The sequence below is a fragment of the Ignavibacteriales bacterium genome (assembly GCA_016709155.1).
In the GTDB taxonomy this organism is placed as follows: domain Bacteria; phylum Bacteroidota; class Ignavibacteria; order Ignavibacteriales; family Ignavibacteriaceae; genus JADJEI01.
The window spans coordinates 16,871-38,108 of the sequence record JADJEI010000001.1 but is presented as its reverse complement, the minus strand read 5'-3'; the positions used below and the strand labels follow the sequence as shown (position 1 = coordinate 38,108).

The window sequence follows — 21,238 nt, the reverse complement described above, 5'->3', positions numbered from 1 at the left end:
TATTAAACCTCCGATGGCAATGCCATCGGAGGTTTGGCTCAAGTTTTATATGGAGGAGAGAAAAAAAAATCATAATCGAGTCAACTTGATTATTGAACAAGATTGCAATACACTCTCATTATGCAAAGCGTAGAATAATTGAAAATATTTTTGTTAATTTGCAAAATAAAAATGCCAATATTATATGTAATGAAATTAGGAGTAAGACATGAATAGTATGAGGATAAATTTCGAACTTCCTGCATCGGTTGTATCTCAAGCAGGATTAAACCCGGGTTCGCTCAGTGATGAAGTAAAAAAAATGGTAGCTGTTTTTTTGTACGAACATAATAAAATATCATTAAGCAAAGCATGCGAAGTAGGCGGCATGAGTCAATGGGAATTCTTTGAGATGAATAAACATCTGGGTGTTTCTATTCATTACTCAAAAAAGGATTTCAATACGGACCTGGAAAAATTATCAAATGTATAAGGTTGTTATCGCCGATTCTTCTTGTTTAATTGCTCTAAGTAAAATCGGAGAGTTAGAAATTTTACATACTTTGTTCAAATATATTGTCATTCCCAAAGCAGTATATATCGAAGTGGTTGTTCAAGGAATAGGAAGAACAGGTGCCGAAGAAATTAAAAATGCAAAATGGATTAAAGTTGAGAATGTGATGAACAGACTTGCGGTAAAGGCATTACAGATTAATTTAGGCGCAGGTGAATCGGAAGCAATAACTTTGGCAATTGAGAAAAATGCTGATTTAATTATCCTCGACGATTTAAAAGCGAGACAAACTGCTGAAGAGTTATCTCTTACTTTTGTTGGTACACTGGCTATTTTGCAAAAAGCAAAATCAAAAGGATTGATCAAGAACTTTGAAAAAACTCTAGATGACTTACGAAAAGAGGGATTTAGATTTAACTTTAAATTAAAATGAAAGTAAGCCTTTTTATTTTTATTTTTTACCTGGTAACAGCCACCAACCATGCTCAAACTCTTCAAGTTACAATCACTAATATGGGTTTAACTTCCGCAAAACTCCAGTCGCTGCAAGGGGGAGAAAATCAATGAGGTGGATTCAGTCACAGCAAAAGAGAATGGAATATTTCGGCTTTCATTAGAGAATAAAAAATATCACCCCGGCTTTTATCGCTTATCTTTTGGTAATAACAAATGGGTAGATTTTATTTATGATAGTGAAGATGTTGAATTAGAAACTGATGCTAATCATATTTTAGACAGTCTTAAAGTTCTCAAATCAGAATCCAATAAAATTTATTATGAATTTGTTAAACTAAATAAAGACTATAAAACTAAAGCAGAACTACTTCAGTTGATGCTTTCCCGCTATCCAAATGAGGATGAGTATTATCAAACCACAAATGAAAAACTAATACAGGTTCAGGAAGATTATCTGAATTTTATAAACATAACCGCACAAGTAAATCCAAATTCCTTCATTGCAAGATATGTTAGGTCTGCTCAACTGCCGGTAATTGATCCTGAAATTCCTTTTGAGAAGCAATTAACATATTTAAAAACTCACGCTTTGGGTAACGTGAACTTTTATGATGATGGATTGATTTACTCGGATGCTTTTACAAATAAGTCAATTGAATACCTCACGTATTACAGAAATCCACAACTTCCAATGGGCTTGCTTGAAAAAGAATTTGAAGCAGCTATTGATTCGATTCTAAATAAAGCAAAAGTTAATGAAGCAGTATATACTCATTTAGTTGAATATTTGCTTGATGGCTTCAAGAAATTTGGGTTCGATAATGTTATAAACTACATCGTTGAGAATTATGTAATTAAAGATGAATTGTGTCTGGATGAAAAACTTGAAACAGCATTAGAAAGAAGAATTCAGCAATCAAGAAATTTAAAGGTTGGAAGTATCGTTCCAAATATTAGCATTCCTGATTCATCCGGTTCGCTAATTGATTTGAATAAAATAAATTCAGAAAAGATTTTAATTATTTTTTATGCAAGCTGGTGTCCGCATTGTCAAACATTACTCCCGCGGATAAATGAATTTTATAAAAGTCAAACTGAAAAGAAATTAGAAGTTTTGGCAATATCAATTGACACATCAAAAACAGATTGGCTAAAATTTGTTAAGACCAATAATCTGGCTTGGAAAAATGTTTCAGATCTTAAAGGATGGGGAGGCAAAGCTGCATTGGATTATTTTATTTATGCAACACCAACAATGTTTCTGGTTGATAAGAATCTGAAACTAATAGGAATGCCAAAGACGGTGGAGGAGTTAAAAGAGCAATCAGAGAATAGATAATAACTACTTGCCATACTTACCTCCTACATAACATTCGCCTTCGCATTTAGAAATAATTCATCACCATTCCTTTGAATCAAATTGAACTATCTTTATTTTTCCCGCAATGGTTATCAATAGTAATCAACTTGATTGTTAATTATGAGGCTGCAGACTTTTGAATGAATTGATAGGTTGATGGATGAGGAAAGATCGTTTGTAATTAAATATTAAGAATTTAGGAATTTAAATTGCTACCCAAAATAGTGAGAGAGGTAAATAGTAGAGGGAAAAGGATTGACTCAGAGGACGGATGTAGCCCCGATATTCATCGGGATAAACTCCGCGGAACGGAGTGCCTCTGAATCTGACGAAAAATTTTGTGACATTTCTATTAATTTTCTAACACTTTAATTTTAGGAGTAACTAATGTTACAAAAGCTAACCAAAACTGCTGAAGATACAAAATCAGGAGCGGGACAATATTTTACTCCACGCTCTTTAATAAAAGCAATGGTAGAATGTATAAGACCAGAGCCAAAGAAAACAATTGCTGATCCAGCTTGTGGTAGCGGTGGTTTCTTTGTGTTTACTTTTATCTTTCTATTGTTTAGCTTGTAATAAAAAAACAGCAAGTTTAAACAAAATATCCTCCAAAATATTTTTTGAATACGCCATTGATAACTCGCAGCCTTTGTTTAATAAAATTTGTAATTGCATTTGTACTGACGATGTCGGTGGCGGAACCCATTTATTCTCAGCGAACAGGTTCTATCAGAGGATTCGTTGAGGACTCTACGACAAATGAAGTACTTTCATATTGCAATATTTTTATTGAAGAATTAAATATTGGAACTTCGACCAATGATAGAGGTTATTTTTTCATTCCTTCTTTACCGGCATATAAAAAATATTCAATTAAAATTTCTTACATCGGATATGATTCAAAAAATATTACGGTCAATGTATATGAGAATCAAATTACTGCTGTTGATATTCAATTATCACCTTCGGTTATCCAGCTCCAATCAGTTGAAAAGATCGGTGAAAAATATAAGCTTAATACGAGTGATATAAGTTTAGAAAAAATATTTCTGCGTGATTTAGAAAAATTCCACAAAGTGTGGAGAATGATTTGTTTAGATCTTTGCAGCACTTGCCAGGGGTTAGTTTTACCGGAGATGTTTCGGCGCCATATTATGTAAGGGGTGGGTCGAGCGATCAGAAGTTAATTTTGTTGAATGATGCCCCTGTTTACAGTCCTTTCCATGCTTTAGGTCTTTTCAGTGCGATAGATCCCGACGTAATAAATGTTGCAGAGTTCTATAAAGGCGGTTTCCCTCTTGAATTTAACGGCGGCATTTCTTCTTTACTTCGTATCATTTCGAAGGACGGAAATAAACAAGAATATCATGGAAATGCAAGTGCAAGTTTTTTAAGCGGCAAATTACTTCTCGAAGGTCCAATCCCGGATGGTTCATTTATTGTTACTGGAAGAAAAAGTTATTCAACAGAAGTGCTCAAAAAGTTTTTGAATAACGATGATATCCCAATAGATTTTTATGATTTATCTTTTAAAATTAATTACTCTAATTCAGATGTAATGCAGGATGCTAAATTTATGCTGCACGGTTTTATCAGCGGAGATAATCTTACGAACAGCGATCCGTTGAAAGAGGATTTCAAGTGGACGAATAAAATATTCGGGTTTAATTATTTTCAATTGGTTACTGATAGCCCGATTTTTTATGAATTTTTTATTTATCAAAGCGACTTTACGAGTGAAGTAATTCCCAAATTCTCTTCAGCAAAAAGCAATAAAAATAATTTGACTGATTATACAGCAGGGGGTAATCTAACCTATAAATTTAATAACCGTGATGAGTTTTCAATCGGTATGAAATTTATAAATATCAAAACAAATTTAGCTCTCGAAAATTCCAAAGGCGCTTTAGCTTTGATTGATGCTGAAGGTACTAACGTTAGCATTTTTGGTAAATTTAAATTAATGCAGTTCGATAACTTCGGTGCTGACTTAGGTTCGAGAATTAATTTTACAAGACTTGCTGTCGGAACTCCGGGACAAATATCATTTGAGCCGCGGCTGAATCTTTCCTATAAATTAATTCAGGGAATTAATATAAGTGCATCAATCGGAGTCTATCAGCAGGAACTCACAACTATTTCTGATGAGAATGAAGTGATAAGCATTTTCTCTCCGTGGATAATTATTCCAAAATATTTGAATCCTGAACGAGCCGCTCATTACATTGCCGGTCTAAAATTTACACCGGATGAGATGTTGTCTTTTTCTTTAGAAGGTTATTATAAATTGATCAGCAATTTCGCTTCGCTAAATGACAAAAAGTATTTTGAAAGTGACCCTGATTTGATCGCCGGCAAGGGGGAGGCTTATGGAATGGAATTCAGCACGGACTTATCCACTAAAAATTGGACAGCTTCACTCGGTTACACATTAGCCTGGGCTTTTAAGGAATTGAATGGAGTACGATATCATCCTCGATACGATTCGAGACACACAGTTAATCTAAGTTTTAATTATAATTTCGGTGATGATTTCTCCGCAGGAATAACATGGAATTATTCATCGGGATTTCCATTCACGCAAGTGCTTGGCTATTACAATAAACTCTATGTTGAAAATCTTGGCGCAAGGATTTTTAATTACATCCCAATTACAATATTTGACGATAGAAACACCGCGCGTCTGCCTGATTACCATCGTCTTGATTTTAACATTTCTAAAAAATTACAGCTTTGGAATTTTGATGTCTCCACAGATATTAGTTTTGTAAATGTTTATGATAGAAAAAATTTATTTTACTTTGATTTAACAACAGGGAAAAGAATTAACATGCTTCCGTTTTTGGTTACTGCAACTATCAAAATTGAAATATGAACATGAAGTTATATCTGCAAAAAATATTATTACTAACTCTTCTTTCATTTTTAATTTCCTGCAGTGAAGACTTTAATCTGAAGTCTGAGTTTAAGCAGCAGTATGTTTTAAATTGTATAATAAACGGAGATACAACTTATCAGTTTGCCTCGATCTCAAAAACTTTTGATGTGGAAGGATATGACCCTTCAGTGAACGAAAAAGATTTAACAGTTAGAGATGCAGTAATAAATATTTTTTATAATGGAAATAATTATTTGCTTAGGGATACAATTGTGTTGAATGCCGACGGGAGTGAGTCTTTTATCTATTATACAAATTCATTGCAGCCTGAACCAAATAAAACTTTAAGTATAGAAGCAGCTCTTAGTGATGGAACAATTTTAAAATCATCAACTACAACACCAAAGGCAGGCAACTTAACATTTTTCCCTGAAGATGTTGTGACTGATTATTCGATTGGACACAACACTGAAGGTCAAACTTTATTTTGGGAGATAACAAATCCTGAAAACAATAATGCTCTATTCCTTCCGTCTTTAATAATAATTTATTACAAAGAAGAAAATGGTAATGATATAAAAAAAGAAAAATTAGTACCGCTATATTATTTTAATTCTATAGATGGAGAAGTACTTCCATTTTATCCAATAGTCACAGAGCAAAATCAGATTACATTTGATATTTCAGTTTTGAATCAAGCAATGAACGAAATATCGGGGGATGATACCTCAAAATTAAGCTACAAAATTGACTCATCATTATTCGAGTTATATCTACTTGATAGGAATCTCGCACCATACATTTTAACAAGCCAATCATTTACAGACGGGTACACTGTATTATTAGACCAACTCGATTATTCAAATATTGAAAATGGTTATGGTGTGTTTGGTTCGTTCTATAAAAAGAGTTTGAAAATTTCTTTTGATGTTAACTACTTAGAAAGTTTCGGCTATGTATTATATTCACCATAAAAAAAATGATTAATTATCTAATTGTATCAGCAGGAGCGGCGATAGGGGGAGCACTTCGCTATTGGATGTCGAACTTCGTTTATAATTTTTTGCCGGCTAATTTTGCTTACGGAACTTTGTCGGTAAATTTTTTTGGAAGTTTACTATTAGGATTTATCATGTTTGGACTGGATGCAAAAGAATTAATTTCACCGCAATTAAAATTATTTTTAACCATTGGGTTATGCGGAGGATTTACTACGTTTTCTACATTTACGTTCGAGACTTTTAATTTACTCAAAGAATCTCAATACCTGCTTGCCTCGTTAAATATTGTATTAAATGTCTTTCTTTGTTTAGCAGGAATTATTTTGGCTAATATAATTTCAAATTAATTTGGGATAGATATGAAAATCAATCGTGATGCAAAACTGCTTAGAATATTTGTCGGTGAAAGTGATAAGCATGGTTCAATTCCTGTTTATGAAACAATAGTGCTCGAAGCTAAAAAATCTGGATTAGCCGGTGCAACAGCCTTCAAAGGTGTTATGGGTTTTGGCGGGAACAGTCGAATTCACACAGCAAAAATTCTCCGTCTTTCGGAAGACCTTCCAATGATAATAGAGATTGTTGATGAACAAGAAAAAATTGAACTATTTCTACCAAGGGTTGATTCCATTTTTGAAGAAGCAAATTGCGGCGGCTTAATTACAATTGAAAAAGCCGAAGTAATAAAATATTCTGCTGCAAAAAAGTAACATCTTCATCTTCCTCACTCATATTTGTTAACATTAAGTTAATACTCACTTAACATTCTCATAATACTGCATTCCTAAGTTTCGCCCGTCGGAATAAAAATAATTCAACGGAGAGAAACAATGTTTTATAGTTCAACAACTTTCAGATTAAAATTGAAAGAATTAATAACACCTTCACTAATGTGCTTAATACTCTTGTTAGTAATGAGCCCTAATTCATTTGCTCAATCGAGCGGATCAATTAGTGGAAAAATAATTGACAATTCAAACAACGAAGAGTTAATTGGTGCAAACGTGCTCATCATCGGAACAAATTATGGAGCTTCAAGCGACATTGATGGGCAATTTAGTATCAAGTTTGTTCCGACGGGGAAGTACACACTAAAAATTTCATACATCTCATATCAAACAGTAACTGTAGAAAGTGTCGAAGTTAAACCAGGTGAAGACACAAAAATAAATATCTCATTAGATCCAGCTTCTACAGAACTTGAGGAAGTTGTAGTCACTGCCGAAGCATTAAAGACTACTGAAACATCAGTGCTGAAAATTCAAAAAAATTCCTCAAACATTGTTGACGGAGTCAGTTCTGAATTGATAAGCAAAAATAATAGCACGGACGGGACAGATGTTCTTAAGAGAATGTCCGGTGTTACAATCACTGATGGCAAATATGCTTTTGTTCGCGGAGTGAGTGATAGATACAATAATACTTTATTAAATGGGGCAAGTCTGCCGAGCACAGATCCCGAAAAGAAAAGTTTTTCTTATGATATTTTCCCTGCCAATCTTATCGAGAATTTAATAACTGCAAAAACTTTTTCGCCTGATAAGCCCGGTGATTTTAGCGGCGGACTTATTCAAATCAATACAATCGAATTTCCTTCGAATTTTACTTTGAATGTTAGTGCTTCAACAGGATTTAATACGCTCACCTCCTTTAAGAATTACACCGGTTACAGCGGAGGTAAAACCGATTTCTACGGAATTGATGATGGAACAAGAGACTACCCCTCGATTATCAATGATTCAAAAGTGGTAAAAGGAAATTTCACTTCGGATGAACTCAATAGCATTACCACTGCCTTTAAAAATAATTGGAATACTACAAATTCAACAGCTCCTTTAAATGGAAATATAAAACTTTCTGTCGGAGACAAATATGAGCTTGGGGAAAATATACTTGGCTATGTAGCTTCATTTAACTATTCCTCCTCACTTTCAAATGAAGAGAAAGAAAGAAATTTTTATGATTTCAGCGGACCGCGTTACAATTTCAAAGGCAATTCGTTCAACCAGAATATAATGCTTGGCGGTATGCTTAATCTCAGTTACAAATTTGCTGCTACAAACAAAATCAGTTTGAAAAATGTATTTAACCAAAATGCAGATGATGAAACAACAATTTATACCGGTGATTACAGATACGCTGATCAGTACAGGGAAATTACATCACTCAGATATGTCTCAAGATCATTACTATCAAATCAACTTATCGGTGAACATCAATTCGATTTCTTCCGAAGCACTAATATTGACTGGGCTGTAAATTATTCCCGCTCAACTCGTAATGAGCCCGATGCAAGAAGGTATGTTTATGCAAGATCAATTGAAAATCCAACCGATCCTCTTAGGTTTCAATTGGACCAATCGCTTGCGACAAGATACTACGGAAATTTAGATGATCAGGATTTATCCTTTGCAACAAATTTTACTATCAAACCATTTGAATTTTCTGAAGCCCCTTCCTTTAAATTTGGTTTGCTGTACGACAGAAAAGATAGAAATTTTGAGGCAAGATCTTTTGGGTTCAGAAATATTCCCGGTGGAAATTTTCAATTCGAAGATAGTGTGCTTCAACAATCTGTTGATCAAATATTTGCGCCTGAAAATATAAATTCTACTTTTATCGAAGTTACGGAAATTACCAAGCCATCGGACAGTTATGATTCAAATCAGAAATTAGCAGCAGGTTATTTAATGTTTGATGCTAATGTATTTGAAAAAATTAGAATTGCCTCCGGAGTTAGATTGGAATATTCAAACCAAATACTCAATTCAGAATCACAAACCGGAACTCTGATCAATGTTTCAAATTTCTATCGTGATTGGCTGCCGAGTTTAAATTTAACATACGGATTAACTAACGATATCAACTTACGTTTTGCTTTCAGTACAACTCTCTCAAGACCAGAATTTAGAGAACTTGCGCCATTCAGTTACTTCGATTTCATATCCAATGAATTGGTTCAAGGCAATCCGGATTTACAAAGAAGCTTAATAAACAATTATGATTTACGGTTTGAACTTTACCCCTCAGCCGGCGAATTAGCTGCAGTTAGTTTATTCTATAAAAATTTCAAAATCCGATTGAAGAAATACTACTTGCATCTTCAAGTAATGAACCGATTCGTTCATTCGCAAATGTTAGCGGAGCTAAAAATTATGGGGTAGAGTTTGAGGTTAGAAAATCATTAGCATTTATCACTTCAACTTTCGATCATTTCTCTTTTGTAGGTAATCTAAGTTTAATTTCATCTTCAATCGTGATTGATGAGAACAATAATGTTGGATTCCAAAAATCCGATAGAGCTTTACAGGGTCAAGCAGATTATATTTTCAATCTCGGACTATACTACGACAATTATGAATCGGGTTTTTCGTCTTCTTTAGTTTATAACAAAGTCGGGCAGCGAATCGCAAAGGTAGGTACGGCTGATCTTGGAGATATCATTGAAAAACCGGTTGACTTAATTGACATTAACTTCTCACAAAAAGTATTTGAAAAATTCAGCATAAAATTATCTGTAAAAGATTTATTAAATCAAGATCGTAAGTTCATTCAGCAGACAGCAAGCGGAGATCAGGTTGCTGAATTAAGAAGAGTCGGTAGAAATATATCACTCGGATTTGGTTATCAGTTATAATAAATAATTCATTCACAAAAAGGAAAAAAAATGAAAAAACTCCTATTGTACGTTTGTTTCTGTTCTCTTTCTTTCAAATTTTGTTCAAGCTCAAGATGTTATTCTTGAAGGCGACATAACTTCAAACACAACACTTACAGCAAATAACTCTTACTTACTGAGAGGATTTGTAAGAGTTCAGGCACCTGCGGTACTCACCATTGAAGCAGGAACTCTAATCTACGGTGAGAATTCAACTCAAGGTTCGCTTATTGTAAAACCAGGTGCAAAAATTATGGCGATGGGTACAGAAAGTAAACCAATCATTTTTACAAGTGAGTTCGCTAAACTTGGTTCTTCCACAACACCCAACTACGGAGATTGGGGGGGAATAATTCTTCTTGGCAACGCTAAAATAAATGTACCTGGCGGAACTGCTTTGATTGAAGGTCCCGGTGATACTTACGGTGGAACTAATGATGCTGATAACAGCGGCGAAATGCACTATGTTAGAATCGAATATCCGGGAATAGCGTTTACATTGAACAATGAAATTAACGGTCTAACTTTTGGCGGCGTTGGAAATGGAACACTGATTGATCACATACAGGTTTCTTACAGTGGTGATGATTCTTATGAATTTTTGGCGGTACAGTTAATTGCAAATATTGGATTGCTTACAGAGGATGGGATGATGATTTTGATACTGACTTTGGTTATCGAGGAAAACTTCAATTCTTAGTTAGTTTACGTGATCCTGATATTGCTGATCAATCCGGTTCAAATGGATTCGAATCAGATAATGACGGAAGCGGTTCACTAAATGAACCACGAACTTCCCCCACCTGGTGGAATGTTTCTATTTTTGGTCCATTAGAAGAGACTTCTTCTGTTGCTAATGCCAATTATCAAAGAGGAATGCACTTAAGACGCTCATCACAAAATAAAATATCAAATACCCTTATCGCCGGGTGGCCAACCGGGGTTAGGTTAGATGGACAATATACAATCGAGGCTGCAATTAACAATGATATGTGGCTTGATAATTCAGTTATAAGTGGTTGGAACACTGTTGATCTTGATACAGTCAGCGCAGCAAATCAATCATTTGATATTCACTCCTGGTTTAGCAATGCAGACGGAAGAACTTATGCGAATAATTCTGATCTGCAATTAAATGATCCTTTTAACCTTACAAATCCCAATTTCCTTCCTGAAGTTGGATCACCGTTGTTGAGTGGTGCCGCCACCCCTCCTAACGATGGATTCTTTGATGTAACCGCAACCTTTGTCGGTGCATTTGGTCCCACCGATTGGACTTTTGAATGGTCGAACTTTAATCCCGGTAGTTATGTAACTGCAGTTGAGGAATCAGGATCAGGATTGGTAAGTGACTTTAGACTTGAACAAAATTTTCCTAATCCTTTTAATCCTTCAACTACAATTAGATTTGCAATTCCAAATTCTGGAAATGTGAAACTTTCAGTAACAAATATTTTAGGGCAGGAAGTTGCAGTACTCTTAAATGAATTTAAGAATGCAGGCAGTTATGATATAAATTTTGACGCTTCACAAATTGCAAGTGGTCTTTACATTTACAAAATTGAAGCTGATGGAATAATTATTTCAAAGAAAATGACTCTATTAAAGTAAGATTTTCTCTCTCTCAGCTCTCTCCTTCGACGAAAGGGCACTGCAATCCTGTAGTGTCCTTTTTATTTTTTCAACAGGATTTATTTAATTTTATAACAATGAAAAATTACTCTATAAAATTAACACTGCTAACTATTTTATTTATCGTAACTCTCCCGGCGCAAAATAAAAAAACATTTTACTCGGCTTTTGATTCAATCTCTGCGAATTCAATAGAGAAACACTTAAGCATTCTTGCTGACGACTCTCTCGAAGGAAGAAAGGTGGGAACAATAGGAGGAAATAAAGCAGCCGAATATATTTCGGATCAGTTTTCAAATTATCATTTGAACATAATTGTAAAGGAAAATAATTATTTCCAGAATATTCAAATGCATGGTAGTATTCCTTTGTCTTCTTCTGCGTTGAGTCTTTATCTTGAAGAAGATACTACTTATCTCGCATTATCTGAGGATTATTTTCTCTTTCGATCAGGGCAGCAAACGTTTACCCCGGTTTCATTACCGATAGTCTTTGTTGGCTATGGTATTATCGCTCCGGAATTTGATTATAATGATTACCAGTCAGTCAACGTAGAAGGAAAAGTAGTTGTATTTCTTGATGGCGAGCCCTATTCTGATGATGAAGATTATTTTGATGGCAACACACCCACCATTTACAGCTACCCTGAATCAAAACGCAGAATTGCTATCTCAAGAGGTGCAGCCGGAACAATTCAAATTCCAATAAGCGATTTTAATAACTGGAAAGAGGTTCAAAAGATTTTGAGTTTGAGGATGTTACACTTGCATATTCTGTTTCGAGTAGTTTGAGTGTTCTACTTAATCCTAATTCTGCCGATTTTCTTTTTCGTAATTCAGAATATTCTTTTAGTGATGTCATGAAATTACATAATGAAAATAGATTGGAATCTTTTCCATTAGAAACAAAAATAAAATTTAGGGGAATATTTAAAGAAAGAGACTTCATCTCGCCAAATGTAATTGGAATGATAGAAGGAAGTGACCCGGAATTAAAAAAAACTTATTTAATTATTTCAGCACATTATGATCATCTTGGAATTGGAAAACCGGTGAACGGAGATTCCATTTACAATGGTGCCTTGGATAATGCAATTGGAGTTTCTGTGCTGCTCGAACTTGCGAAAGCTTTTTCAGAATTAGAGATAAAACCAAAAAGATCAATATTATTTTTGGCGTTAACAGGTGAAGAATTCGGATTGCTCGGTTCAAGTTACTACGTGGATAATCCCATCGTGCCGCTTCACAATACGATTGCTGATATTAATATAGACGGTGTAGCAATGTTCAAAGATTTTCAAAGCGTTGTAGGCATCGGCTCTGAGTATTCGACCCTATATGAATCTTTAAAACAAACTGTTGATCGCTATGATTTATCAATTGAAAATATTCCTGCTCAATTTAGAAACTTTGATGCTTTCAATAAGTCGGATCAACTAGCATTTGCTATTGCCGGGATTCCATCAATATTAATTTTAGAAGGAGTTAAAAATAAAACGAAAAGTGAGGAAGAAGTTTTGAAGGCTTTTATCAATTATTATTTAGAAAAATATCATACTCCATTTGATGAAATTAAACAGGATATAGATTTTGAAGCAGCATCAAAACACGCAAAGATTCTTTTCGATTTTTGTTTCCATCTTTCAAACGATTTAAAGGTACCTGAATGGAAGTCCGGTTCACCTTATATTAATGCGCGATTGAGATCAATCTCGGAAGAAAAATAATTTTATGAAACGAAATATTTTTATTATCACCGTATTACTGTTCTTAAATTCTTGTTCGTATAAGAATATTGACGGCAATGTAATAAGAATTGCCGGCTCCGATACTATGCTTGAATTGACTTCACTCCTTGCTGAAGAATACATGAACGAGCATCCCGGTGTATCAATTCATGTCGAGGGTGGTGGAACTGCCAAAGGCATAGAAATTCTAATTAACAATCAAATAGATATTTGCACTGCATCAAGAAACCTGGAACCGGAAGAGACAAAAGCGTTAACAGAATACTACGGGTCCCTCGGATTGGTTTTCCTAATTGCTAAAGATGCTTTAAGTATTTATCTCCATCCTGATAACCCGGTTAAAAATTTGACAATGAAACAGCTTAAAGAAATTTTTACCGGTAAAATAAATAATTGGAAAAATCTCGGTGGTGAAGACAAATCAATCATTCCGGTGATTCGAAATCCAAATTCCGGCACATACCTATATTTCAAAGACCATGTACTTGAAGGAGAAAAATATACTACTACATCCATTGTTGAACCAACAACAAAGGATATAGTCCAAAATGTTTCGGAAAATGATAATGCAATTGGTTATGGTGGAATGGGGTACAAAGGCAATGTATTTAATGTAATGATTGAAGGTATAGAACCTTTAGAAAAAAATGTACGAAATGATTCTTATCCGATTATTCGATATTTACATTTCTTTGTTGTAAAAACTCCCGGCGGAGTTGTGAAAAATTTTATTGATTGGGTGCTTTCACCATCCGGTCAATATGTAGTGAGACGATCAGGTTTTATTCCGCTTTGGGAAAACAAATTGTAATAGTTAAAATGAGTTTGATTAAATTACTTCTGTAAATAATTTACTTTACATCGTTTTACTTTTATGATTAAAATTAATTCATCAAAAAAATAAAGGAATTAAAATGGGCACACAACAGATGTATTTAATCGTATTGGGAGCTATTATCGTTGCGGTTGCAATTTATTTTGGGATAAGTTTATTCAAGTCAAATGCTTCGGATGCCAATAGAGATTTGGTAGCTCACGATGTTACTTACATCGCAGTTGATGCACAAGTTTATTACAAGAAACCAAAAGAACTGCAGGGCGGGGGATTAGATTACACCGGATTTGAAACCTCTTCTTTTTTTAAAAAGTATGTGTTGGGAAAAATTAAGGTAAAAATTCAGCCGGATCGAAACAGAGTTGTAATTACAGGAACCGGAACTGAAATTGGAAAGAACGGAAGAACAAATGTTCAGGTTCAGGGAATTGTAAAACCCGGATCAATAACCATTACAGTTAAGAATTAAAAAAATACTATCAATCATCAAATATTTTTGATCAGGATTTTTGGACGGCAATAATCAATTCAGCTAATTCTCTGAACGCTCCATTTCCGCTTCTGGCTTCGCATACATAATCTACAATTTCTTTTATGAACGGCATACCGTCAGCAGGTGAAGCAGAAAAACCAACCTCTTTAATAATATTGTAATCGTTAACATCATCTCCGATATAGGCAATCTCTTCACTTCTCAATTGATGTTTCTTCAAAATAATTTGAAGCACTTCCAATTTATCTTTTACACCCAGGTACAGATTTGTAATTGCCAATTTTTCAGCGCGACGGCGTATCGCTTCAGAATTTTCTCCTGTTAAAATTCCGGTTTCAATTCCAAGAATTTCTCTTAATCGCTCAATTCCCATTCCATCACGAATCGAAAAGCGTTTCATAAATTCACCATTCGCAGAATAATAAACTCCATTGTCAGTCAAAACACCATCATTATCTGTTAAAACCATTTTAATTTTTTTAATTTTTTCTTTTAAATGCTGATTATTGACAGCTAAAGATCGGTTCAAAATTATATTCTTCATTTTTTTTAATTATTTGAATTTGTTGAATGTATCTGTTGGAAGAGTATCATCCGTTGATTATTTTCATTTAAGTGATTACCAAAATAATAAAACGGGATGTTAAATGAGAATTCAGAAACCAAAGCGGCTTCAAAAAGGGGATTTAATTGGTTTAATTTCCCCGGCTTCAACGCCTGACGATTTTTCAAGGATTGAGAAAAGCGTAAAATACTTTGAAAAAAACTCTTATAAAGTTGAGGTCGGGAAAAATGTCGGTCAGTACTATGGGTACCTCGCCGGCTCAGATGATGAAAGATTATCTGACCTTCACTCAATGTTTGAGAACAAAAATGTAAAAGCAATTTTCTGTTTACGAGGCGGTTACGGTTCACCCCGATTGCTTGATAAAATAAATTATAAATTGATTCAGAAAAATCCAAAGATATTTGTTGGCTATTCAGATATAACAGCACTGCAAATGGCTTTCCTCGAAAAGTCCGGTTTGATTACTTTTGGCGGACCAATGCCGGCAGTTGATTTTATTGACCCTGTCAGCGCATTCACCGAAGAAATGTTTTGGACTTTAGTAACTACGAATAAAAAAATTGGGAAAGTCAAATTATCCGATGAGATGAAGATAAGAACATTAGTTAAGGGAATAGCATCCGGCAGGTTGGTGGGTGGAAATCTATCGCTGATTAATTCTTTAATTGGGACAAGTTTTCTGCCTAATATGAAAGATAAAATTCTTCTGCTTGAAGATATTGGAGAAATGCCGTATAAAATAGATCGAATGTTGAATCATCTTCGGCTTACTAAAATATTTCAGCAGATTAAGTCGGTATTAATTGGGCGGTTTGCGGAGTGTTATGAAAACGATCCGTCAAAACGATCACTGACTTTGGGTGAAGTTATGGATCATTACTTCGGACATCTTGGCAAACCAATAGTTTATAATTTTCCGCACGGTCATATTGCTGATAAATTAACCGTACCATTCGGGGCAATGATCAGAATTAATGCTACGAAAGGATTTGTTGAGTATACGGAGAATGTTGTGAGCTAATTTTTCCCGCGAAGTTGAAGAAAGGTGAAGAACTTTTCTTCGAAAATTGCTTTCGCATTTGCAGCTTCGTCCTTATTCTTAAATAGTGCAAAAATTGTTGAACCCGTTCCGGTCATTAAGGCATACTGAGCGTGTAAGGAATAAAGTTTCTTTTTAATTTCAGAAAGCACCGGGAAATGGCTGAAAACACGACGTTCAAAATCATTTCTTATCAATGATCGCATTTTCTTTGTATCCTTCCAAAGATCTTCAGTGAAATTTCTTAAAGAAAAATTATGTGTACTCAACTTTAATTTAGCAAATGCCCACTTGGTAGATATATTGAAGTTTGGATAGATTAAAAGAATATTAAAATCAATAAAGAAATTATCAAGCGGAATTAAGTCCTCACCGCGCGCATATCCGAGCGAAGGAACGGGGTTCAAAAAAAACGGAACATCAGAACCTATCTGCAAAGCAAATTTTTTAAGCAGGTCATCACTTATATTAATATCATAAAGTTTAATAAGCGCTTTTAATGTTGCTGCTGCGTCAGAACTCCCACCACCCATACCGCCGCCGATCGGAATTTTTTTATCGAGTGTGATTTTTATTTCCATCTTTTTATCATCATAAGATTGCAGCAAATCTTTGGCTTCGACTATCAAATTAAATTTATTTTCATTCAATTCGTTTGAATTCGTAATTATCTCAAAATGGTCTGACTCTTCAAAAGTTAGCGTATCATATAATTTAATCGGATAAAATATTGTCTCAATATTATGGTATTTATCCGGTCGTTGTTCGATTACGTGCAAACCAAAATTTATTTTAGCCGGTGTTTGAATTATTAATTTTTCCATCGAAGTATTTTTTTAGTTTTGAAATATGCTTTGGTGTTGAACCACAGCAAGCTCCGATAAAAGACGGAGATTTATCTAATGATAATTTTACTGTTTTAAGATAATCATCTGGTGATACTGAACAAATTATTTTTCCGGACGAGTGACCGTTTTTTCCACAGTTTAAATAAAAACCCCAATTCATTCTTCGAAAAAATTTACTCACGGTTTGAAAAAATATATCAGGTGAAACACAATTGATCCCTATTGCCAGCAGTGGAGAATGATTCAGGTAATCAATAATCTTGAAAACATTTTCCCCGGAGAGCAAATTTAATTTTTGATCAATAAACAGACTTACAACAAAAGGAATATTTTTTTTTGAAGAATATTCGCTGATAATTTTTATTTCGTCGAAATGACTTTGAGTTTCATTTAAAACGAAATCACTTCCGAATTCTAATAATTGAGAAATGTGTTTATGATGGTTGTACTTTAATTCTTTTTGTGTGATAGTCCTTTGTTGCTGATAGCAATCTTCAGCAGGTGGATTCGAACCAGCAATTAATACGTTGTATTTTTCTCCGGCACTTTTAGCAAGTAAAACTCCTTTTTTTACAAGCTGCGCTTGATCAAAATTGGATTTTTTTACCGCCGCGGGATTAGTCCTGAATGTATTCGTGGTAATTATATCTGCCCCAGCCTTCAAATATTTTTTATGTAAGGAGAAAACTATTTCAGGATTGAAAATATTTGCCGCTGAAGTCCATAAATTATGATCAGGTTTAATGCCCATTTTAATGAGCAGACTACCTGTAGCTCCATCCATAATTAATGGCCGCTTTATATTTTTGGCAAAAGAAAAATAATTGAACATTTTAGTCGGCGAAAAACTTTTCTGTTTCTGTAATAATTCTATTTAAATCAATTTGTTGAATGCACTCAAGATTGTAAGGACATTTTCGTTTCCAGCAGGGGGAGCAGAATAAATCATTTTGAAAGAGCTTTACACCGCGATTGTATAATTCAATTTCACTCCAGCAGCTAACGCCAAACCAAACTATAATAAATTTTCTCAGTGCAATTCCAAGATGCATCCCAAATGAGTCGCCTGTAATGATTACATCAGCAAGAGCCTCATAACAAGCACCTCGTCTGGCCCCTTCATTAGTTGGAGTGTTAATTATTTTGCTTTTAAGTGGGAATATATTTTGGAATTTCTTTTTTCATCTTCCGGTCCGCCAAGCAAAATAATTTTGTACTTTTTCTTTTTCAAAAATTTATCAATTAAATAAATATGCTGTTCAACTGTCATTTTTTTATTGGGATATAATTCGGAACATCCTGTGTTGAAGCCGATTACTTTGTCGTTCTTTTTAAGTTTTAATTTTTTTCGAAAGGACTCAATAAATATTTCTTCATCTTTGGTAAATTCAAAAACATATTCATCATTATTAAAATCAAGCTCGAAAGTTTCAGCTAAATATTCCTGCCCGGTTTTCTGATTCAATTTAAACTTTAAATTATCGTTCATTCCAAGCTGATAGTTATAATTTGCTCCTTCATTCATAGGGATAATTTTACCGTCACTATTGAGACCGAAGCCCAATTTATTTTTAGATTTTAACTCATTCAACAATGAGCATGATCGCTGAGATTTATCCACATTTAATATTAAATTAAATTCCATTTGTGAAAGGATTAAAATTGATTCAGCGTCAAAAGAAAAAACTTTATCAACATACATATTATTGAGAAGCAGGGGAGCGGCAATTTTTAGAGTGACCCAATAAATTGTTGATTCGGGAAATTTCTTTTTCAAAGCAGGAAGCTGTGCAGTGGTCATTAAAACATCACCCATTGCATCAAGATTAATTATTAATATTTTTTGCCGATTGGAATATTATCTTTGCAGCCATTACTCCAGCAATCGTGATCAGTAAAGCATGGTTTATAACCGGTGAATCTTTTGCAGGATGGAATTTGTTTTTTAGTCATGCTGATTAAAATCTATTTATTCTTAATTTTGTTTTAAGTATGATTTTCTATCATTACTTAAATGAAATATAAGAAATATGAATCATTCTTAATAAATCACTTTTAAATGAAATATAAAATTTATCAGTTCAGTTTTGGTGATGGCTATGCCGGAAGTGCTAAAATGGCTATTCTAAGTTCGTCTGTATTGAGTGAGTCAGGCAACGATGTTACTATTATAGTTTCAAAGAATTCTCTTACCGAAAGAAGAGCCAAAGAAAAAAATATTAAAACTATTGAGTTTGACAGCACTCAAAAGTATTCTCAGTTATTCGACCAAATATTATCTGATGTTAAAATAAATAGACCAGATTTTTGTATTACATATCATTCTCTTGATCGGAAAATAGGCAACTCACTCAAATCTAAGTTAGGTAAAAAAATTATTAATGTTGCTTACCGGCAAAACATGTCTAAATCGCTTCCAATTATTGGTTCTTTAGTTTATAATTTTTATTGCGACATGACATTGGCTTGCAGCATGGGTGTGGCTGCTGATTTAATTAGATCTGGATTAATAAAAAACCGTGTGAGAGTTATTTATAACGTAACTGAATATCCTGAAAATATTTCTGCAGTTGACGGCACCAAGATTAGAAAGCAATATGGTATAATTAATAAGTTTGTAATCGGAGTTTCGAGTTGGTTCCATAAAGAAAGGAAAGGGTTTGATATTTTGTTTGAAGCGTTCTCTAAACTCGAACAGGAGTTTTGTCTTTTGATTATTGGGATTCCAACTGAGATGCAGCAGGAAGTGATTGACTACGCCGCAACATTTGGAATTTCTTCCGATAGATTAATTCTTCCGGGATTTGTTGATAATATTTATGAATATTACAAAGCGATGGATGTATTCGTTCTGCCGTCACGTTCGGAAGGGTTTTCACTTGCGCTGCTCGAAGCCGCTGCAGCAGGACTACCAATTATTGTATCAAACATTCCCGGCAATAATGAGTTTATAATTCATGAGCAAAATGGATTTTTGTTTGATATTAAAAATCCGGAAGAGCTTGTTGAATCAATTAGAATTTTTTTTAATGATAAAACTCTTGCACATAAATTAGGTAAGAAGGCAAGCGAGGATGCGCTGGAGAATTATAATCTTAAAAAGTATGGTTTAAGATTAACTGAATTATTGGATGAAGCATATACGATGCGGAAATAATTTATTTTCTGATCAGAATATCTTTGCCAATCGTTTCTAACTTTATTATCACTTCATCAACAGAAAGTTCAAGCATGCATTCATGTCCGTATGGACAAAACAATTTGTTGCAAATGATGCAGTGCAAATCTTTTTTATTTATAAAAGTTGAATTGGAAGAATAAGGTCGGTGAGCTGCCGGGTTGGTAGGACCAAAAATTCCGAGTGTAGGTTTACCAAGAGCCGCGGAAATGTGCATTGGACCGGAGTCATTTGCAATTATCATATCGCATTTACTTATCAAGCCGGTTAATTGAAGCAGATCAGTCTTTGGTGCTAAAGAAATTTTATCTTCTAATTCAGTTTTAATTTTATGTGCATCGTCTTCATCTCCGGGTCCCCAAAGGAGAAGAAAATGAACATCATATTTTTGTAAAACAGAGTTACAAATTTCTATCCACTTAGCCGCATCACATCTTTTGGAAGCCCAGCCGCCTGCAGGAATGATACCGACTACCATTTTGTCTGAAAGCTTTTGTGATTTAAAATATTTATCTGCAAATAATTTATCTTCTTCACGCACATAAAAATGAATTCGCTTACTGATAATCGGAACATTAATAACTTTCAATAATTCAAGATTGTGTTCGGCTGAATGGTGGATGCCTTTCTCTGAAGTACCGTGAATATTATATGCATATTTTCTTCCGCGATAAGAATATCCAACTCGATATTTAACTCCAGAGAGAAAAGTTATTTGTGCACTTCGCGGATTTGACCACAGATCAATGATCATATCATATTTTTCTTTTCTGATTCGCAAAGCAACTTTAAGGGGAAATTCTGTTTTATCCATTGAAATGACTTTATTAACAAGGGGGTTGCCGCTAACTGCATCTACTGCAAAATGCTCGGTTAAATAATCTATCTTCACATTTGTAAAATGTGCCTTTAGATTTTCAAGAATTATTGTGGATAGAACGATATCACCAATTCCACGGGGTTTAATGCAAAGTATTTTCTTAACGATTGTGTGATCAATTTTCATAAGTAAAATTCAAAATTAAAACTCACTCATATTATCTAAATAA

23 protein-coding genes and 2 pseudogenes are annotated in these 21,238 nt (G+C 34.1%); 20 read left to right on the top strand and 5 right to left on the bottom strand.

The window, feature by feature from the left end:
* The first annotated feature begins 217 nt into the window (after positions 1-217).
* The 18 genes and pseudogenes from IPH11_00180 to IPH11_00095 all read left to right on the top strand — a co-directional run bounded on the left by IPH11_00180 (position 218) and on the right by IPH11_00095 (position 14,532).
* On the top strand, positions 218-472 hold the full coding sequence (locus IPH11_00180; GenBank protein ID MBK6912163.1) for a UPF0175 family protein: 255 nt from the start codon (positions 218-220) through the stop codon (positions 470-472).
* The gene (locus tag IPH11_00175) at positions 465-926 is read left to right on the top strand and encodes a DUF3368 domain-containing protein (GenBank protein MBK6912162.1); all 462 of its coding nucleotides are present in this window, start codon (positions 465-467) and stop codon (positions 924-926) included. The genes IPH11_00180 and IPH11_00175 overlap by 8 nt, the downstream gene beginning before the upstream one ends.
* Positions 923-1,060: a hypothetical protein gene (locus tag IPH11_00170; protein MBK6912161.1), complete on the top strand. Its 138-nt coding sequence runs from the start codon at positions 923-925 to the stop codon at positions 1,058-1,060. Before IPH11_00175 ends, IPH11_00170 begins: the two co-directional genes overlap by 4 nt.
* A gap of 1 nt (position 1,061) precedes the next feature.
* Complete coding sequence (locus IPH11_00165) at positions 1,062-2,288, top strand: TlpA family protein disulfide reductase (protein MBK6912160.1); 1,227 nt, start codon at positions 1,062-1,064, stop codon at positions 2,286-2,288.
* 408 nt (positions 2,289-2,696) lie between these two features.
* Positions 2,697-2,873: pseudogene (locus IPH11_00160) on the top strand (N-6 DNA methylase).
* Between the two features lie 131 nt (positions 2,874-3,004).
* Positions 3,005-3,472 carry a carboxypeptidase-like regulatory domain-containing protein gene (locus IPH11_00155; protein MBK6912159.1) on the top strand — a complete coding sequence of 156 codons (468 nt, stop codon included), beginning with the start codon at positions 3,005-3,007 and terminating at the stop codon, positions 3,470-3,472.
* Positions 3,403-5,187 carry a TonB-dependent receptor plug domain-containing protein gene (locus tag IPH11_00150; GenBank protein MBK6912158.1) on the top strand — a complete coding sequence of 595 codons (1,785 nt, stop codon included), beginning with the start codon at positions 3,403-3,405 and terminating at the stop codon, positions 5,185-5,187. The genes IPH11_00155 and IPH11_00150 overlap by 70 nt, the downstream gene beginning before the upstream one ends.
* 2 nt (positions 5,188-5,189) lie before the next feature.
* The gene (locus tag IPH11_00145) at positions 5,190-6,164 is read left to right on the top strand and encodes a DUF4249 family protein (protein ID MBK6912157.1); all 975 of its coding nucleotides are present in this window, start codon (positions 5,190-5,192) and stop codon (positions 6,162-6,164) included.
* 5 nt (positions 6,165-6,169) lie between these two features.
* Positions 6,170-6,538, top strand: a complete 369-nt coding sequence (crcB, locus tag IPH11_00140) for a fluoride efflux transporter CrcB (GenBank protein MBK6912156.1) — start codon at positions 6,170-6,172, stop codon at positions 6,536-6,538.
* Between the two features lie 12 nt (positions 6,539-6,550).
* Positions 6,551-6,901, top strand: a complete 351-nt coding sequence (locus IPH11_00135; GenBank protein ID MBK6912155.1) for a DUF190 domain-containing protein — start codon at positions 6,551-6,553, stop codon at positions 6,899-6,901.
* Between the two features lie 120 nt (positions 6,902-7,021).
* The gene (locus tag IPH11_00130) at positions 7,022-9,355 is read left to right on the top strand and encodes a TonB-dependent receptor (protein MBK6912154.1); all 2,334 of its coding nucleotides are present in this window, start codon (positions 7,022-7,024) and stop codon (positions 9,353-9,355) included.
* Entirely contained in the window at positions 9,271-9,828 is a 558-nt protein-coding gene (locus tag IPH11_00125) for a TonB-dependent receptor (GenBank protein MBK6912153.1), read from the top strand. The genes IPH11_00130 and IPH11_00125 overlap by 85 nt, the downstream gene beginning before the upstream one ends.
* Before the next feature lie 274 nt (positions 9,829-10,102).
* A complete protein-coding gene (locus IPH11_00120) occupies positions 10,103-10,549 on the top strand; it encodes a hypothetical protein (GenBank protein MBK6912152.1) in 447 nt (148 codons plus the stop codon).
* 176 nt (positions 10,550-10,725) lie between these two features.
* Complete coding sequence (locus IPH11_00115) at positions 10,726-11,460, top strand: T9SS type A sorting domain-containing protein (protein MBK6912151.1); 735 nt, start codon at positions 10,726-10,728, stop codon at positions 11,458-11,460.
* Positions 11,461-11,558: 98 nt separating this feature from the next.
* Positions 11,559-12,272, top strand: coding sequence for a hypothetical protein (locus IPH11_00110; GenBank protein MBK6912150.1), 714 nt, complete (start codon positions 11,559-11,561; stop codon positions 12,270-12,272).
* A 68-nt stretch (positions 12,273-12,340) separates the two neighbouring features.
* Positions 12,341-13,207 (top strand): M28 family peptidase, encoded by an 867-nt coding sequence (locus tag IPH11_00105; GenBank protein ID MBK6912149.1) that lies wholly within the window; start codon positions 12,341-12,343, stop codon positions 13,205-13,207.
* A 4-nt stretch (positions 13,208-13,211) separates the two neighbouring features.
* Complete coding sequence (locus tag IPH11_00100; protein MBK6912148.1) at positions 13,212-14,039, top strand: phosphate ABC transporter substrate-binding protein; 828 nt, start codon at positions 13,212-13,214, stop codon at positions 14,037-14,039.
* Positions 14,040-14,142: 103 nt separating this feature from the next.
* Positions 14,143-14,532 (top strand): hypothetical protein, encoded by a 390-nt coding sequence (locus IPH11_00095; protein MBK6912147.1) that lies wholly within the window; start codon positions 14,143-14,145, stop codon positions 14,530-14,532.
* 31 nt (positions 14,533-14,563) lie between these two features.
* Here IPH11_00095 and IPH11_00090 read toward each other — a convergent pair whose 3' ends face one another.
* Positions 14,564-15,100 (bottom strand): HAD-IIIA family hydrolase, encoded by a 537-nt coding sequence (locus IPH11_00090; GenBank protein ID MBK6912146.1) that lies wholly within the window; start codon positions 15,098-15,100, stop codon positions 14,564-14,566.
* A gap of 103 nt (positions 15,101-15,203) precedes the next feature.
* Here IPH11_00090 and IPH11_00085 point away from each other — a divergent pair, with 103 nt between their 5' ends.
* Positions 15,204-16,145 carry an LD-carboxypeptidase gene (locus IPH11_00085; GenBank protein ID MBK6912145.1) on the top strand — a complete coding sequence of 314 codons (942 nt, stop codon included), beginning with the start codon at positions 15,204-15,206 and terminating at the stop codon, positions 16,143-16,145.
* On the opposite strand, the gene ispE is transcribed toward IPH11_00085, so the two are convergent.
* The 3 genes and pseudogenes from ispE to IPH11_00070 form a co-directional block, all read right to left on the bottom strand.
* Positions 16,142-16,987, bottom strand: coding sequence for a 4-(cytidine 5'-diphospho)-2-C-methyl-D-erythritol kinase (ispE, locus tag IPH11_00080; GenBank protein MBK6912144.1), 846 nt, complete (start codon positions 16,985-16,987; stop codon positions 16,142-16,144). The two genes, IPH11_00085 and ispE, sit on opposite strands and share 4 nt — an antisense overlap.
* Positions 16,956-17,795, bottom strand: a complete 840-nt coding sequence (locus IPH11_00075) for a homocysteine S-methyltransferase family protein (GenBank protein MBK6912143.1) — start codon at positions 17,793-17,795, stop codon at positions 16,956-16,958. Before IPH11_00075 ends, ispE begins: the two co-directional genes overlap by 32 nt.
* Before the next feature lie 49 nt (positions 17,796-17,844).
* A pseudogene (locus tag IPH11_00070) lies at positions 17,845-18,964 on the bottom strand (glycosyltransferase family 9 protein).
* A gap of 106 nt (positions 18,965-19,070) precedes the next feature.
* Between IPH11_00070 and IPH11_00065 the strand changes: the two are divergent.
* Entirely contained in the window at positions 19,071-20,168 is a 1,098-nt protein-coding gene (locus IPH11_00065; GenBank protein ID MBK6912142.1) for a glycosyltransferase, read from the top strand.
* Position 20,169: 1 nt separating this feature from the next.
* Here IPH11_00065 and IPH11_00060 read toward each other — a convergent pair whose 3' ends face one another.
* Positions 20,170-21,195, bottom strand: coding sequence for a glycosyltransferase family 9 protein (locus IPH11_00060; GenBank protein MBK6912141.1), 1,026 nt, complete (start codon positions 21,193-21,195; stop codon positions 20,170-20,172).
* Positions 21,196-21,238 lie beyond the last annotated feature (43 nt).

Excerpts from the sequence above, each read along its gene's own strand:
- IPH11_00180 (MBK6912163.1), top strand. The coding sequence starts at position 218 with ATGAGGATAAATTTCGAACTTCCTGCATCGGTTGTATCTCAAGCAGGA.
- IPH11_00175 (MBK6912162.1), top strand. The coding sequence starts at position 465 with ATGTATAAGGTTGTTATCGCCGATTCTTCTTGTTTAATTGCTCTAAGT.
- IPH11_00170 (MBK6912161.1), top strand. The coding sequence starts at position 923 with ATGAAAGTAAGCCTTTTTATTTTTATTTTTTACCTGGTAACAGCCACC.
- IPH11_00145 (MBK6912157.1), top strand. The coding sequence starts at position 5,190 with ATGAAGTTATATCTGCAAAAAATATTATTACTAACTCTTCTTTCATTT.
- crcB (MBK6912156.1), top strand. The coding sequence starts at position 6,170 with ATGATTAATTATCTAATTGTATCAGCAGGAGCGGCGATAGGGGGAGCA.
- IPH11_00135 (MBK6912155.1), top strand. The coding sequence starts at position 6,551 with ATGAAAATCAATCGTGATGCAAAACTGCTTAGAATATTTGTCGGTGAA.
- IPH11_00130 (MBK6912154.1), top strand. The coding sequence starts at position 7,022 with ATGTTTTATAGTTCAACAACTTTCAGATTAAAATTGAAAGAATTAATA.
- IPH11_00120 (MBK6912152.1), top strand. The coding sequence starts at position 10,103 with ATGGCGATGGGTACAGAAAGTAAACCAATCATTTTTACAAGTGAGTTC.
- IPH11_00115 (MBK6912151.1), top strand. The coding sequence starts at position 10,726 with ATGCACTTAAGACGCTCATCACAAAATAAAATATCAAATACCCTTATC.
- IPH11_00110 (MBK6912150.1), top strand. The coding sequence starts at position 11,559 with ATGAAAAATTACTCTATAAAATTAACACTGCTAACTATTTTATTTATC.
- IPH11_00105 (MBK6912149.1), top strand. The coding sequence starts at position 12,341 with ATGAAATTACATAATGAAAATAGATTGGAATCTTTTCCATTAGAAACA.
- IPH11_00100 (MBK6912148.1), top strand. The coding sequence starts at position 13,212 with ATGAAACGAAATATTTTTATTATCACCGTATTACTGTTCTTAAATTCT.
- IPH11_00095 (MBK6912147.1), top strand. The coding sequence starts at position 14,143 with ATGGGCACACAACAGATGTATTTAATCGTATTGGGAGCTATTATCGTT.
- IPH11_00090 (MBK6912146.1), bottom strand. The coding sequence starts at position 15,100 with ATGAAGAATATAATTTTGAACCGATCTTTAGCTGTCAATAATCAGCAT.
- IPH11_00085 (MBK6912145.1), top strand. The coding sequence starts at position 15,204 with ATGAGAATTCAGAAACCAAAGCGGCTTCAAAAAGGGGATTTAATTGGT.
- ispE (MBK6912144.1), bottom strand. The coding sequence starts at position 16,987 with ATGGAAAAATTAATAATTCAAACACCGGCTAAAATAAATTTTGGTTTG.
- IPH11_00075 (MBK6912143.1), bottom strand. The coding sequence starts at position 17,795 with ATGGATGGAGCTACAGGTAGTCTGCTCATTAAAATGGGCATTAAACCT.
- IPH11_00065 (MBK6912142.1), top strand. The coding sequence starts at position 19,071 with ATGAAATATAAAATTTATCAGTTCAGTTTTGGTGATGGCTATGCCGGA.
- IPH11_00060 (MBK6912141.1), bottom strand. The coding sequence starts at position 21,195 with ATGAAAATTGATCACACAATCGTTAAGAAAATACTTTGCATTAAACCC.